Origin of the sequence: Pseudomonas sp. dw_612 (assembly GCF_018449725.1) — a bacterium.
Lineage (GTDB): Bacteria > Pseudomonadota > Gammaproteobacteria > Pseudomonadales > Pseudomonadaceae > Aquipseudomonas.
Window position 1 is genome coordinate 1 of record NZ_JAAVVC010000017.1, and the last position, 13,180, is coordinate 13,180.

The window sequence follows — 13,180 nt, forward strand, 5'->3', positions numbered from 1 at the left end:
TTCGATCTTTCGATCTTTCGATCTTTCGATCTTTCGATCTTTCGATCTTTCGATCTTTTGCGATCTAGCGGTCCTGCGCTTCCTTGGCATCCATTTCCGCATTGCGTTCGGCGACGCGTTTACGTTGCTCGTCGGTCAGTTCGACCTTGGTGGCGGTGTCGCGCAACATCATCAAACCGCCAACGATCGAGCCGATTGCAACGACCAGAATCAACCAGGCATACCAGGGCATAGGGCTCTCCTTGAGGGCAGGCCGGTGGGCGGATTTCGCCAACCGATCGTGCATACCACTTTGAGCGATTCATTTTCGCAGTGGTTCCATTCTATGCCTGTTATGCCTGGTTCACCTGCTTGGTATCAAACACCCCTGTAGGAGCTGCCGAAGGCTGCGATCTTTTGATCCTGGCGTCATCACGATCGCTGAAGATCAAAAGATCGCAGCCTTTGGCAGCTCCTACGGGTCGTATGGCGTTATAACCCGGTCAACATTGCATCCGCCGGTGCATCGGCGCGCAATTGCGCGGTCAGCATGAAGTACACGAAACCCACCGCCATGAAACCGAGGAAGATCAGCCCGATCAAGGCGTTGAACCAGGCCATCGCCACCAGGCACACCACCGCCAGCACCAAGGCAATCATCGGCACCAGTGGATAGCACGGCGCGCGGAAGGTGCGTTCCAGGTTCGGCTCGGTTTTGCGCAGTTTGAACAGGCTGAGCATGCTCATGATGTACATCACGATGGCGCCGAACACCGCCATGGTGATCATCGCTGCGGTCAGCGTCATGCCGCCGAGATTGATCAAGCCATCGCTGTAAATAGCGGCGATGCCGATCAGGCCACCGGCAATGATTGCCCGGTGCGGCGTCTGGAAGCGCGACAACTTGGCCAGGGATTTGGGCAGGTAACCGGCCCGGGCGAGGGCGAAGAACTGTCGCGAGTAGCCAAGAATGATCCCGTGGAAACTCGCCACCAGGCCAAACAGGCCGATCCATACCAGCATGTGCAACCAGCCGGAGCTTTCGCCGACCACGGTTTTCATCGCCTGGGGCAGCGGGTCGTTGATGTTCGACAGGGTGCGCCAGTCACCGACGCCGCCGGCAAAGAACATCACGCCCATGGCCAGCAGCACCAGCGTCAGGATGCCGCTGATGTAAGCCTTCGGAATCGTGCGTTTCGGGTCCTTGGCTTCTTCGGCGGCCATGGCCGCGCCTTCGATGGCCAGGAAAAACCAGATCGCAAATGGAATCGCCGCAAACATCCCGGCAATCGCCGGTGCGCCGAACACATCGGAGCCGGCCCAGCCATTGAGGGCGAAGTTGCTGAAGCTGAACGCCGGGGCGACCACGCCCATGAACACCAGCAGTTCGGCCACGGCCAATACGCAGACGATCAACTCGAAGGTGGCCGCAAGCTTCACCCCGAGAATGTTCAGCCCCATAAATACGATGTAGGCGCCGACCGCCGCGTGTTTCGGATCAAGCGCCGGAAACTGCACATTCAGGTAAGCACCAATCGCCAGGGCGATGGCGGGCGGGGCGAAGACGAATTCGATCAGGGTCGCTAGCCCGGCAATCAATCCACCTTTTTCGCCAAAGGCGCGGCGGCTGTAGGCAAAGGGACCGCCGGCATGGGGAATCGCGGTAGTCAGCTCGGTGAAACTGAAGATGAAGCAGGTGTACATGGTGGCGACCATAAAAGAAGTCACCAGAAAGCCCAATGTCCCTGCCACGCCCCAGCCATAACTCCAGCCGAAGTACTCCCCTGAAATCACCAGCCCGACCGCAATGCCCCACAGGTGCAGCGTGCCCAACGTGGGTTTGAGTTGTGTGTTCATGCGTTGCTCCCTGAACGGTTTGGAAAGCTCGGGGGAGGGCATTGCAGTGGGCGTGCCATTTTGTATTTGGGCGTCGTAAAGCGGTTAAAGCTGTCGTATCGGGGATGATCGGCGCTGGATGGCTGCTTTTTGTGCGCCAGTTGAGAGCAGTGTCGCCTGTTATGCCGCCTTCGCGAGCAAGCCCGCTCCCACAGGGGATTTGTGAACGACGCAAAACCAATGTGGGAGCGGGCTTGCTCGCGAAGAAGCCGGTCCATGCACCGCAAACCCTCGCTGTAACGCCGGCATAAACCCACTCTTTACGCTTTCTTTATGCCCCGCCACACCCCTCGCTCTCGTTCCTTTACAGCCTTCCTTCCGACAATGACTCCACACGCGGCAATACGCCGTAACACGGAGAACTTCCATGAGCGTTCTGGACGGGGTGTCACTGCTATTGGCAGTGGGGCTGTTCATTTATCTGTTGGTTGCGCTGTTGCGCGCGGACCGGAACTAGGAGCGGCTATGCACAGTTATGACTATTGGCTGATCCTGGCCTTCTTCGCCGTGGTGCTGATTCCGGCACCGTTCCTTGGGCGTTTCTACTACAAGGTCATGGAAGGCCAGCGCACGTGGCTGTCGCCGATCTTCGGCCCGGTCGAGCGCGGCTGTTATCGAATTTCTGGCGTAGACCCGCAGGAAGAACAGAGCTGGCAGAAATACACGCTGGCCTTGCTCGCCTTCAACCTGGCGGGTTTCCTGCTGTTGTTCGCGATCCTGTTGTTCCAGGACCACTTGCCGCTCAACCCGCAGAACCTGCCGGGCCAGGAGTGGACGCTGGCGTTCAACACCGCCGTCAGTTTCATGACTAACACCAACTGGCAGGCCTACAGCGGTGAAGCGTCCCTGAGCTACTTGAGTCAGATGGCCGGCCTCACCGTGCAGAACTTTGTCAGCGCCGCCACCGGCCTCGCCGTGTTGGTTGCCTTGTGCCGTGGTATCGGGCGCAAGTCCACCAAGACCCTGGGCAACTTCTGGGTCGACATGACCCGCGCCACCCTCTACGGCCTGCTGCCGCTGTGCCTGTTGCTGGCGCTGTACCTGGTCTGGCAGGGCGTGCCGCAAACCTTCGCGCAGTACGTGAATGCGGTGACGATGCAAGGTGTCGATCAGGTCATTCCGCTCGGCCCGGCCGCCAGTCAGATTGCGATCAAGCAACTGGGCACCAACGGCGGTGGCTTCTTCGGCGTCAACTCGGCGCATCCGTTCGAGAACCCGACGGCGTGGAGCAACCTGTTCGAAATGGGCGCGATCATTCTGATCCCGGTCGCCCTGGTGTTCACCTTCGGCCACTACGTGAAAGATCTGCGTCAGAGCCGGGCGATTGTCGCCTGCATGTTTGCGCTGTTCCTGATCGGCGGCGCGACGTCGCTGTGGGCCGAGTATCAACCGAACCCGACCCTCGCTAACGCTGCCGTCGAACAGACCGCGCCGCTGGAAGGCAAGGAAGCACGCTTCGGCACCACCGCCACAGTGCTGTGGTCGGTGACCACGACGGCGGCGTCCAACGGTTCGGTCAACGCCATGCACGACAGCCTTAACCCGCTGACCGGCATGGTCGCGCTGGTCAACATGATGGTCGGCGAAGTGATCTTCGGCGGCGTCGGCGCCGGGCTCTACGGCATGTTGCTCAACGTGTTGATCGCGGTGTTCCTCGCCGGCCTGATGATCGGTCGCACCCCGGAATACCTCGGCAAGAAATTGCAGGCCAAGGAAGTGCAACTGTTGGTGGTGACCTTGCTGGTGATGCCGGTCGGCGTGCTGGTACTCGGCGCGATTGCCGCCAGCCTGCCGGGTCCGGTCGCGGCGGTGAGTAACCCGGGGGCTCACGGTTTCAGTCAGTTGCTCTACGCCTACACCTCGGCCAGTGCCAACAACGGCTCGGCGTTCGGCGGCTTCGGCGCCAACACTCCGTTCCATAACCTGATGTTGGGGCTGGGCATGTTGATCGGTCGCTTCGGTTACATCCTCCCGGTACTGGCGTTGGCCGGCAGCCTGGCGATGAAGAAAACCGCACCGATCGGCCAGAACAGCTTCCCGACCCATGGCCCGCTATTCGTGACGCTGTTGACCGTGACCATTTTGCTGGTGGGTGGCCTGACCTTTCTGCCGACCCTGGCGCTGGGCCCAATCGCTGAACATCTGAGCATGGGCTTCTGAGGATTAGATGATGAATATGCCCGCAACTAAACCGGCGACTGTCAAAGCCCCGGAACAACCGAAAACCGCGATCTCGGCCCTGTGGCGGCCGGCGCTGGTGCAAGCCTTCGTCAAGCTCGACCCACGGCAATTGCAGCGCGCGCCAGTGATGCTGGTGGTCGAACTGACCGCCGTGCTGACCACCGTGCTCTGCTTTATACCCGACAGCACCGTACCGACCTTCGTCGCCGCGCAGATTGCGTTGTGGCTGTGGTTCACCGTGTTGTTCGCCAACTTCGCCGAAGCCTTGGCCGAAGGTCGCGGCAAGGCTCGCGCCGACAGCCTCAAGGCCGGTAGCGAAGGCTTGAGCGCTCGCCGCCGGACTTCCAACGGTACTTTTCAAGTCGTACCCGCCACCAGCCTGCGCAAGGATGACGTGGTGCGCGTCGAAGCCGGGGAAATGATCCCCGGTGACGGCGAGGTGATCGAGGGCATCGCGGCGGTCAACGAAGCGGCGATTACCGGTGAGTCCGCACCGGTGATTCGCGAATCCGGCGGCGACCGTTCGGCCGTCACCGGCAACACTCGACTGGTGTCCGACTGGCTGCTGGTGCGCATCACCGCCAACCCCGGCGAGTCGACCCTGGACCGCATGATCGCTCTGGTCGAAGGCGCCAAACGCCAGAAAACCCCGAACGAAGTCGCGCTCGACATCCTGCTGATCGGCTTGACGCTGATCTTCCTGCTGGTGGTCGTGACCTTGCAACCGTTCGCCCACTTTGCCAACGGCAGCCTGCCGCTGGTGTTCCTGGTGGCGTTATTGGTCACGCTGATTCCGACCACCATCGGTGGCCTGTTGTCGGCCATTGGTATCGCCGGGATGGATCGTCTGGTTCGGTTGAACGTAATCGCCAAATCCGGTCGTGCCGTGGAAGCGGCGGGGGACGTGCACGTTCTGTTGCTGGACAAGACTGGCACCATCACCTTCGGTAACCGTCGCTGCACCGCTGTTCATGCGGCGCCGGGTGTCAACGCGAGGGAATTGGCGGAGGGCGCGTTGTTCGCGTCCTTGGCCGACGACACCGCTGAAGGTAAATCCATTGTCGAGTACTTGCGCGGGACTCAGCCACAGCCCGAGCCGTCCGCCGAGTTGCTGACCGCCGTGCCGTTCAGCGCCGAAACCCGTCTGTCTGGCGTCGACTACCAGGGCCGCGTGTATCGCAAAGGCGCGGTGGATTCGCTATTGGCCTTCGTCGGCCTGAAACGTGCGGACCTGGCACCGTCCCTGTCCCGGGAAATCGACAAGATTGCCCAAAGCGGCGGCACCCCGTTGCTGGTCTGCGTTGACGGTAAATTGCTCGGCGCAATCCACCTCAAGGACGTGGTCAAGCCTGGCATTCGCGAACGTTTCGCCGAGTTGCGCAAACTGGGCATCCGCACCGTGATGGTCACCGGCGATAACCCGCTGACCGCTGCGGCGATTGCTGCTGAAGCGGGCGTGGATGACGTACTGGCCGAAGCCACCCCGGAGAAAAAACTGGCGCGCATTCGCCACGAGCAAAACGACGGGCGTCTGGTCGCGATGTGCGGCGACGGCGCCAACGACGCCCCGGCGCTGGCCCAGGCCGACGTCGGCATGGCGATGAACGATGGTACGCAAGCGGCCCGGGAAGCGGCGAACATGGTCGACCTCGACAGCGACCCGACCAAGTTGCTGGACGTGGTGCAGATCGGCAAGGAATTGCTGGTGACCCGTGGCGCGCTGACGACCTTTTCCATCGCCAACGACGTGGCCAAGTACTTCGCGATCCTGCCGGCGCTGTTCGCCTCGATCTACCCGCAACTCGGCGTGCTGAACGTCATGCACCTGAGCAGCCCGCAGAGCGCGATCCTCTCGGCGATTGTGTTCAACGCTTTGATCATCGTGGTGCTGATTCCGTTGGCGTTGCGCGGTGTGCGCGTGCAAGCGGCGAGTGCGGCGGCGTTGTTGCGACGCAATCTGTTGATCTATGGGTTGGGCGGGATTCTGGTGCCATTCGTGGGCATCAAGGCGATCGACATGCTGTTGACGGCGTTGCATTTGGTTTAGGTGGGAGGTGTTTTTCGAATCTGTGTAGGGCTTGAGATCGCCCCCTCACCCTAACCCTCTCGCCAGAAGGGAGAGGGGACTGATTGGGGGGTTCTTGGAGCTACATCGACCTGAAAAACCGAGTCGAACTCAGGTTTTGAGAAGCACAAAGATCGGCCCCCTTTCCCCCCGCCCCTCTGGGGAGAGGGCTGGGGTGAGGGGTAGATCCCCCTGACACACCACAGTTTTTTGCATTCCCCAAATTCGAGGATTCTGAAATGTCCACAATGATACGTCCGGCCCTGAGCCTGCTGGTGCTGATGACCCTGATCACCGGCGTCGCCTATCCCTTGGTGGTCACCGGTGTCGCGCAAGTCGCGTTCCCGGACCAGGCCAATGGCAGCCTGGTGCGCGACGCCGAGGGCAAGGTCCGTGGTTCGTCGCTGATTGCCCAGGATTTTGTCGGTGACGCCTGGTTCCACCCACGGCCATCGGCCGGGGCGTTTGCCACCGTGTCGAGCAGCGCCAGCAACCTCTCGCCGAGCAACCCGGCGCTGGCCACGCGGGTGATCGATGATGCCAATAAACTGCTGGTGCCGGGGCAAGGTCCGGTGCCATTGGCGATGCTGACCACCTCCGGCAGCGGCCTCGATCCGCACTTGCCACCGGCGGCGATTGCCTATCAACTGGCGCGTGTTGCGGCGGCGCGTAACTTGCCGGTGTCGACGCTTCAGCAACTGCTGAACGCCAACATCGAACAGCCGCTGGTGGGGCCGCCGGTGGTGAATGTGTTGGCATTGAATATTGCACTGGAAAAGCTATAGATCAAAAGATCGCAGCCTGCGGCAGCTCCTACAGGGTGTACACCGTCCAATGTAGGAGCTGCCGAAGGCTGCGATCTTTTAAAGGCAACACCCCAATTCCAAGTCGAACAAGGCAATAACAGATGAGCGATTCCGGCCGCGCCGACGCATTGTTAGCAGACCTGCCCCGCGACGGCCGTGGCCGGCTCAAGGTGTTCCTCGGTGCCGCGCCCGGTGTCGGCAAGACCTACGCCATGCTGCAAGCGGCCCACACCCAACTGCGCCAGGGCGTAAAAGTTCTCGCCGGGGTGGTAGAAACCCACGGCCGCGCCGAAACCGAAGCGCTGCTCGGTGGCTTGCCGCAACAGCCGTTGGTGCGCTCGGAATACCGTGGCGTCATGCTCGAAGAAATGGACCTCGACGGCCTGATCAAAGCCAAGCCGAAACTGGTGCTGGTCGACGAACTGGCCCACAGCAATGCCCCCGGCAGTCGTCACGCGAAACGCTGGCAAGACATCCAGGAACTGCTGGCCGCCGGCATCGACGTCTACACCACGGTCAACGTCCAGCACCTGGAAAGCCTCAACGATCAAGTGCGCGGCATTACCGGCGTGCAGGTCCGCGAAACCCTGCCGGACTGGGTCCTTCAAGAAGCCTACGAACTGCTGCTGATCGACCTGCCGCCCCGGGAGCTGCTGGAGCGTCTGCGCGACGGCAAGGTCTACGTACCGGAGCAGGCGCGGGCGGCCATCGATGCGTTTTTCACCCAGACCAACCTTACCGCCCTGCGGGAAATGGCGATGCAAACTGCAGCGGCCCAGGTCGATGATGACCTCGCCCAAGGTTATCGACAGCTCGGCCAAGCGGCACCGGCCGTGCGCGGTCGTTTGCTGGTCGGCGTTGACGGTGATGCCCAGGCCGAGCGCCTGGTGCGTCATGCCAGCCGCGTCGCCCAGCGTCGGCATTTGCCGTGGAGCCTGGTGCACGTGGACAACGGCAGCGTGCGCGACGAGCAATCGCGCCTGCGCCTGCAAAGTGCCCAGCAATTGGCTGAACGCCTCGGTGGCGAAGTCGTTTTGCTGCGCGCGGGTGAGGTGGCGAAAACCCTGATTCAGCACGCTGCCGAACGCCGAGCCAGTCTGGTGTTGGTCGGCCAGTCCCGCCCGCGATTGCGTCGGCGCTTGCTCGGCGGCGGTCTGGCGTCACGCTTGTTGCGCGATGCCCGTGGGCTGGAAATCAACGTCCTCGACAGCGACCACGAAACCCACGCACCGCGTCAGCGTTCGGCTCGGTCGTTGGTTTGGTTCGATTACGCACTCGCCTTGGTGGCGACTATTTTGGCCAGTGCTTTGGCCTGGGCGGTGGCGAGTGTGTTGCCGCTGCCGAATATATCTCTGGTGTTCCTTGCGGCCGTGTTGCTGGTGGCGGTGCGCAGCAGCCTCGGCCCGGCGCTGGCCTGTGCGGCGCTGTCGTTTCTGACCTACGATTTTTTATTCATTCCGCCGAATTTTTCTTTCAGCATCCAGCGCGAAGAAGACGTACTGACCTTGCTGTTTTTTCTGCTGATGGCGGCGCTCACCGGCAACCTCGCCGCGCGCCAGCGCCGACAGTTGCAGGCCCTGCGCGACACCCAGGAAGAAACCACCGAACTGCTCGACCTGTCGCGCAAACTCACCGCCGCCACCGACCGCCAAGCCGTGGTCAGCGCCGCCGCTCAGCACTTGAATGGCTGGAGCGATTTGCAATTGTGCCTGCTCAACCGCGACGGGCAGGGCGGCTGGAAAGTTGAAACCGGTGGCCCACTGGAATTCTCCGAAGCCGAACGCGCCGCCGCCGATTGGGCCTGGCAACACGATCAACCGGCAGGCGCCGGCACGGGCACCTTGCCGTTCGGCCGTTGGTGGTGGTGGCCGTTGTCGGTCGAAGACGGGCCGCTGGGATTGCTCGGTGTGTGTGCCAATGAAGGCCAGACCTTGAGCGGCCAGCGTCGGCGTTTGCTGACCGCCCTGAGCCAACCGCTGGCCCAGGCCCTGGCTCGTGCGCAATTGGCCGAAGACCTGGAAGCGGCACGGCTGCACGGCGAAACCGAGCAACTGCGCAGCGCGTTGCTGGCCTCGGTGTCACACGATTTGCGCACGCCGCTGACCTCCATGCGCGGCAGCATCGACAGCCTGTTGGCCCTCGGCGAAGCGATCCCGCTGGAGGATCGCCGCGAGCTGCTTGAAGGCACCCGCGATGAAGCCGAACGCCTCGATCGTTACATCCAAAACCTGCTGGACATGACCCGCCTCGGTCACGGCGCGCTGAAACTGGCCCGGGACTGGGTGTCGCCCGCCGACATCGTCGGCAGTTCGCTCAATCGTCTGCGCGCGGTGCTGGCGCCGTTGCAGGTCAGCACCGAAGTACCCGCCGAGCTGCCGCTGCTGTATGTGCATGCGGCGCTGATCGAACAGGCGCTGGTCAACGTGATCGAAAACGCCGCGCGGTTTTCCCCGGCTCACGGGCGCCTGCAAGTACGCGCCGGGGCCGATGAAAACGAATTGTTTTTTGCGGTCAGCGATGAAGGCCCGGGGATTCCGGAAGACGAGCGGGCAAAGATTTTCGACATGTTCTACACCGCTGCTCGCGGTGATCGCGGCGGGCAGGGCACCGGGCTGGGGCTGGCGATCTGTCAGGGCATGGTCGGCGCCCATGGCGGGCGCATCAGCGTTGGCGACGGTATCGAAGGGCGTGGCACTTGCATCACGCTTCATCTGCCATTGCAGGAGCAGCCAGGCTTTGAAAGTGAAGCCTGATCGCGCTTGCGCTACTCTCTTGCCACTTCTTTGTGTTGATGTGAATTCATGAGCCAGACCGCGACCATTTTGGTCATCGACGACGAACCGCAGATCCGCAAGTTCCTGCGCATTAGCCTCGCCTCCCAAGGCTACAAAGTGCTGGAGGCCGGCACCGGCAACGAAGGCTTGGCGCAAGCGGCGCTGAACAAACCCGACCTGCTGGTGCTCGACCTCGGGTTGCCGGACATGGACGGCCAGCAAGTGCTGCGTGAGTTTCGTGAGTGGTCGACGGTGCCGGTGCTGGTGTTGTCGGTGCGCGCCAGCGAAGGGCAGAAAGTCGAAGCGCTGGACGGTGGCGCCAACGACTACGTGACCAAGCCGTTCGGCATTCAGGAATTCCTTGCCCGGGTGCGCGCCTTGTTGCGCCAGGCGCCGGCCGGTGAAGCCCAGCAAGCGGCGCTGACGTTCGGCCCTTTGACCGTGGACCTGGCGTATCGCCGGGTACTGCTCGACGGCGCCGAAGTCGCGTTGACCCGCAAGGAATACGCGGTGCTGGCGCAACTGGCGCGGCATCCGGGCCGAGTAATCACCCAGCAGCAATTGCTCAAGGACATCTGGGGGCCGACCCATACCGAGGACAGCCATTACCTGCGGATTGTGGTGGGGCATCTGCGCCAGAAACTGGCGGATGATCCGACACAGCCGCGGTTTATCGTGACCGAGGCGGGGGTGGGGTATCGGTTGTTGAGTGAGGGCAGTCTTTAGGTTTTGTGGTGTCTGGGTGGGCCTCTTCGCGAGCAAGCCCGCTCCCACATTGGATCTGAGTCGTTCACAAATCCCCTGTGGGAGCGGGCTTGCTCGCGAAGAGGCCCTGACAGTCACCCGAGAACTTTCAAATTCTCACTTCTGCTCATTCTCATACCGATCCATCGTATCCCGCGCAATTTCCCGCCCGAGCGCGATCAATTCCGGCGCCTTGTAAAACTCGAAAAACCGGCACACTCGCTTCGGCACGTTGATCAGGACATCCGGCGGATACCCGGCAATCTTGTATTGCGCCAACGAGGTCTGCATCACCTCGAAACTCTGGTTGATCAAGTCCAGCAAAGATGCCGGCCCGACGTTGTCGATGATGAACGAACCGGTGGCGGATTTCGGCGCGCCATCGCCTTGGGGCGCGGCGGCGGGTTGCTGGGCTTCGGGTTCGGCGGATTCGATCCACGGGTTGATCTCCGCCGCTTCGGCCTTCAGTGCTTCCTGTTCCAGCAACAGCAATTGTTCGGCCTGTTTGCGCCGGAACGGCATCTTCGAACCGAGGGAATTGACCAGGCTGTTGAAACGCGACTTGAACGCCGGCGGGCGCGGGATCACCGGCAGTTGATAGTGACGCTGGTTGGTCGAGTTGAGGTTGACCGCGATGATCAAATCACAATGGCTCGACACCACCGGCACGATCGGCAACGGGTTCAGCAAACCGCCATCCACCAGCATGCGATTGCCCTGCATCACCGGCGTGAACAGGCTGGGGATCGCCGCCGAGGCGCGAATGGCCTGGTGCAGGCAGCCGGCCTGGAACCAGATTTCCTGCTGGTTGGTCAGGTCGGTGGCCACCGCCGTGTAGGGAATGCGCAGGTCTTCGATATTGATCTCGCCGACGATTTTGCGAATCTGGCCAAAGACTTTCTCACCGCGAATCGCGCCTAACCGAAAACTGACGTCCACCAGACGCAACACGTCGAGGTAATCCAGGCTTTCGATCCAGTTGCGATATTCGTCGAGTTTGCCGGCGGCATAAATCCCGCCGACCACGGCACCCATGGAACAACCGGCGATGCAGGCGATGTCGTAGCCACGCCGTTCGATCTCTTCAATGACACCGATATGGGCATAGCCCCGGGCTCCACCCGAGCCCAGCACCAGTGCGACACGCTTTTTCATGAATCGCCCTCGTCTGACAAGGTTCAACAATGCACCCATCGAGGGGCGCGCTTCAATCGGTAAGGTCGTTTGCCGGGGCAGGGGCGTCGTTTTTTCGACACTGCGTGGCGCCAGATGGGTATGCTCGCGAGCGCTATAGTTTGTAGAGGCGGGGCAAGGCACTTTTTGCGCGGCGCACCGTCTTACCTGCACGACTGTTTACCTATCTTTGAGGTGTTATCGATGAAAGCCTGGATCTGTGTGCCTTTGATTGCCTTGGCGCTGGCCGGTTGTGCCGGGAAAACCGCGTACCGTGAAAGCTGCGGCAGCCAGATCGATGCGGCGTGGCACGAACTGGACCTGGCCAAGGCCGAAGGTTTCGCCGGCACCGTCAGCTACTCTAAAGCCCTGTCGCTGTTGACCGGCGCCAAGACCCAGCAGCAATTCGAAGCCTATGAAGGCTGCACCAGCAAGGCCGAGAAGGCGCGTTTCTATATTCGTGAGTCCCGCGCCGGTCGTTAAGCGCATGATGTAGCTCAATGCCTGCGCCTTGCGACGCAGGCAGGATGACGTTGAGCGCAATAACGAAAACTCGATTCAGGGAGCAAGTGATGTCTGCCTTGGTTGACCGGTTGGTGGCTCAGGTCTTGAGCATTGAGGTGCGTTTGCTGGCCTGCCAGGCACGCTTGAGTGCCCGCACCGACCCGGAGGCGCTGCACGATTTGCGCACCACGGTTCGGCGCTTGCGCAGTCTGTTGCGACCGCTGCGTGGCTTGCCCGGGGTTGAGCAACTGGAAGTGGCGGCGTCCGGCGTCGGAGAGTTGACCACGCCGCTGCGTGATCGCGAAGTGTTGGCGGCGTACTTGCTTGAACACCATCAACCCGAGGCGGCGCGGCGACGTATGGCGCAAATGGACGTGGCTTATCCGAGCGTCGCGACCAGCCCGCAAGTCATTCAACTGCTGATGATCCTCGACGCTTTCCCGCGCTTCCTGCGGGCCTCCCAGCGTCAGGGGTTGCTCACGGGCTTGCGTAAACGCATCGAAAAGCGCCTGGCCAAACAGTGGGAAAAACTAAATGAGGCCCTGCACGATCCGGCTCATGATCGCCATCGTTTGCGCTTGTTGATCAAGCGCGTGCGTTATGGCATCGAGGCCTATCCCGAACTGGACCGTTTGCCGAAAGCGGCGATGCCACGGCTCAAATCGGCCCAGGCTGCGTTGGGTGATTGGCACGACTGCTGGCAGTGGCTGCTGCGGGCCGAACAGGAAGCGGATTTGCTGCCCTGTGTTGCGGTCTGGAAAACCACCATGGCCAAGGCTGAACGTCGTGCGGATCGGGTGCTCGATAAACTCAGCGCTGCCTGCTTCAAATCCTGAAACCACCACAAATCAAATGTGGGAGCGGGCTTGCTCGCGAATGCGGTGTGTCAGTCACCACTTGTATTGGCTGACCCACCGCATTCGCGAGCAAGCCCGCTCCCACAGGGGATCTCTATTGGATTTGGAATTGCGTCCTATCTGTCAGTCTCTTTGTCCGGAATAAGCGCTGTATCCCCTGCGCAGGCTGGTTAAGATCCCTTCATCCTTTTCCCGCATTCC

At 61.5% G+C, this 13,180-nt stretch carries 11 protein-coding genes; 8 read left to right on the plus strand and 3 right to left on the minus strand.

Annotated features, from left to right (window positions below; genetic code table 11):
- Positions 1–64 precede the first annotated feature (64 nt).
- Positions 65–232 (minus strand): DUF2897 family protein, encoded by a 168-nt coding sequence (locus HB680_RS22715; protein ID WP_213940727.1) that lies wholly within the window; start codon positions 230–232, stop codon positions 65–67.
- Between the two features lie 239 nt (positions 233–471).
- Positions 472–1,836, minus strand: a complete 1,365-nt coding sequence (gene eat / locus HB680_RS22720; protein WP_054051961.1) for an ethanolamine permease — start codon at positions 1,834–1,836, stop codon at positions 472–474.
- 406 nt (positions 1,837–2,242) lie between these two features.
- On the opposite strand from eat, the gene kdpF reads away from it, so the two are divergent.
- The 6 genes from kdpF to HB680_RS22750 all read left to right on the plus strand — a co-directional run bounded on the left by kdpF (position 2,243) and on the right by HB680_RS22750 (position 10,427).
- A complete protein-coding gene (gene kdpF, locus HB680_RS22725) occupies positions 2,243–2,332 on the plus strand; it encodes a K(+)-transporting ATPase subunit F (protein ID WP_007899818.1) in 90 nt (29 codons plus the stop codon).
- Positions 2,333–2,340: 8 nt separating this feature from the next.
- Positions 2,341–4,035 carry a potassium-transporting ATPase subunit KdpA gene (gene kdpA / locus HB680_RS22730; RefSeq protein WP_213940728.1) on the plus strand — a complete coding sequence of 565 codons (1,695 nt, stop codon included), beginning with the start codon at positions 2,341–2,343 and terminating at the stop codon, positions 4,033–4,035.
- A 10-nt stretch (positions 4,036–4,045) separates the two neighbouring features.
- Complete coding sequence (gene kdpB, locus HB680_RS22735) at positions 4,046–6,103, plus strand: potassium-transporting ATPase subunit KdpB (RefSeq protein WP_213940729.1); 2,058 nt, start codon at positions 4,046–4,048, stop codon at positions 6,101–6,103.
- 257 nt (positions 6,104–6,360) lie between these two features.
- Positions 6,361–6,906, plus strand: coding sequence for a potassium-transporting ATPase subunit KdpC (gene kdpC / locus HB680_RS22740; protein WP_213940730.1), 546 nt, complete (start codon positions 6,361–6,363; stop codon positions 6,904–6,906).
- Positions 6,907–7,028: 122 nt separating this feature from the next.
- A complete protein-coding gene (locus HB680_RS22745; protein WP_213940731.1) occupies positions 7,029–9,680 on the plus strand; it encodes a sensor histidine kinase KdpD in 2,652 nt (883 codons plus the stop codon).
- A gap of 48 nt (positions 9,681–9,728) precedes the next feature.
- On the plus strand, positions 9,729–10,427 hold the full coding sequence (locus HB680_RS22750; RefSeq protein WP_213940732.1) for a response regulator: 699 nt from the start codon (positions 9,729–9,731) through the stop codon (positions 10,425–10,427).
- 135 nt (positions 10,428–10,562) lie between these two features.
- Here the strand turns inward: HB680_RS22750 and HB680_RS22755 are convergent, their stop codons facing one another.
- On the minus strand, positions 10,563–11,600 hold the full coding sequence (locus HB680_RS22755) for a patatin-like phospholipase family protein (protein ID WP_213940733.1): 1,038 nt from the start codon (positions 11,598–11,600) through the stop codon (positions 10,563–10,565).
- 222 nt (positions 11,601–11,822) lie between these two features.
- Here HB680_RS22755 and HB680_RS22760 point away from each other — a divergent pair, with 222 nt between their 5' ends.
- Positions 11,823–12,101, plus strand: a complete 279-nt coding sequence (locus tag HB680_RS22760; RefSeq protein WP_027925691.1) for a hypothetical protein — start codon at positions 11,823–11,825, stop codon at positions 12,099–12,101.
- Between the two features lie 89 nt (positions 12,102–12,190).
- Positions 12,191–12,958 carry a CHAD domain-containing protein gene (locus tag HB680_RS22765; RefSeq protein ID WP_213940734.1) on the plus strand — a complete coding sequence of 256 codons (768 nt, stop codon included), beginning with the start codon at positions 12,191–12,193 and terminating at the stop codon, positions 12,956–12,958.
- The last annotated feature ends 222 nt before the right edge of the window (positions 12,959–13,180 follow it).

Coding starts and splice junctions, on each gene's coding strand:
- HB680_RS22715 (WP_213940727.1), bottom strand. CDS start 232: ATGCCCTGGTATGCCTGGTTGATTCTGGTCGTTGCAATCGGCTCGATC.
- eat (WP_054051961.1), bottom strand. CDS start 1,836: ATGAACACACAACTCAAACCCACGTTGGGCACGCTGCACCTGTGGGGC.
- kdpF (WP_007899818.1), top strand. CDS start 2,243: ATGAGCGTTCTGGACGGGGTGTCACTGCTATTGGCAGTGGGGCTGTTC.
- kdpA (WP_213940728.1), top strand. CDS start 2,341: ATGCACAGTTATGACTATTGGCTGATCCTGGCCTTCTTCGCCGTGGTG.
- kdpB (WP_213940729.1), top strand. CDS start 4,046: ATGAATATGCCCGCAACTAAACCGGCGACTGTCAAAGCCCCGGAACAA.
- kdpC (WP_213940730.1), top strand. CDS start 6,361: ATGTCCACAATGATACGTCCGGCCCTGAGCCTGCTGGTGCTGATGACC.
- HB680_RS22745 (WP_213940731.1), top strand. CDS start 7,029: ATGAGCGATTCCGGCCGCGCCGACGCATTGTTAGCAGACCTGCCCCGC.
- HB680_RS22750 (WP_213940732.1), top strand. CDS start 9,729: ATGAGCCAGACCGCGACCATTTTGGTCATCGACGACGAACCGCAGATC.
- HB680_RS22755 (WP_213940733.1), bottom strand. CDS start 11,600: ATGAAAAAGCGTGTCGCACTGGTGCTGGGCTCGGGTGGAGCCCGGGGC.
- HB680_RS22760 (WP_027925691.1), top strand. CDS start 11,823: ATGAAAGCCTGGATCTGTGTGCCTTTGATTGCCTTGGCGCTGGCCGGT.
- HB680_RS22765 (WP_213940734.1), top strand. CDS start 12,191: ATGTCTGCCTTGGTTGACCGGTTGGTGGCTCAGGTCTTGAGCATTGAG.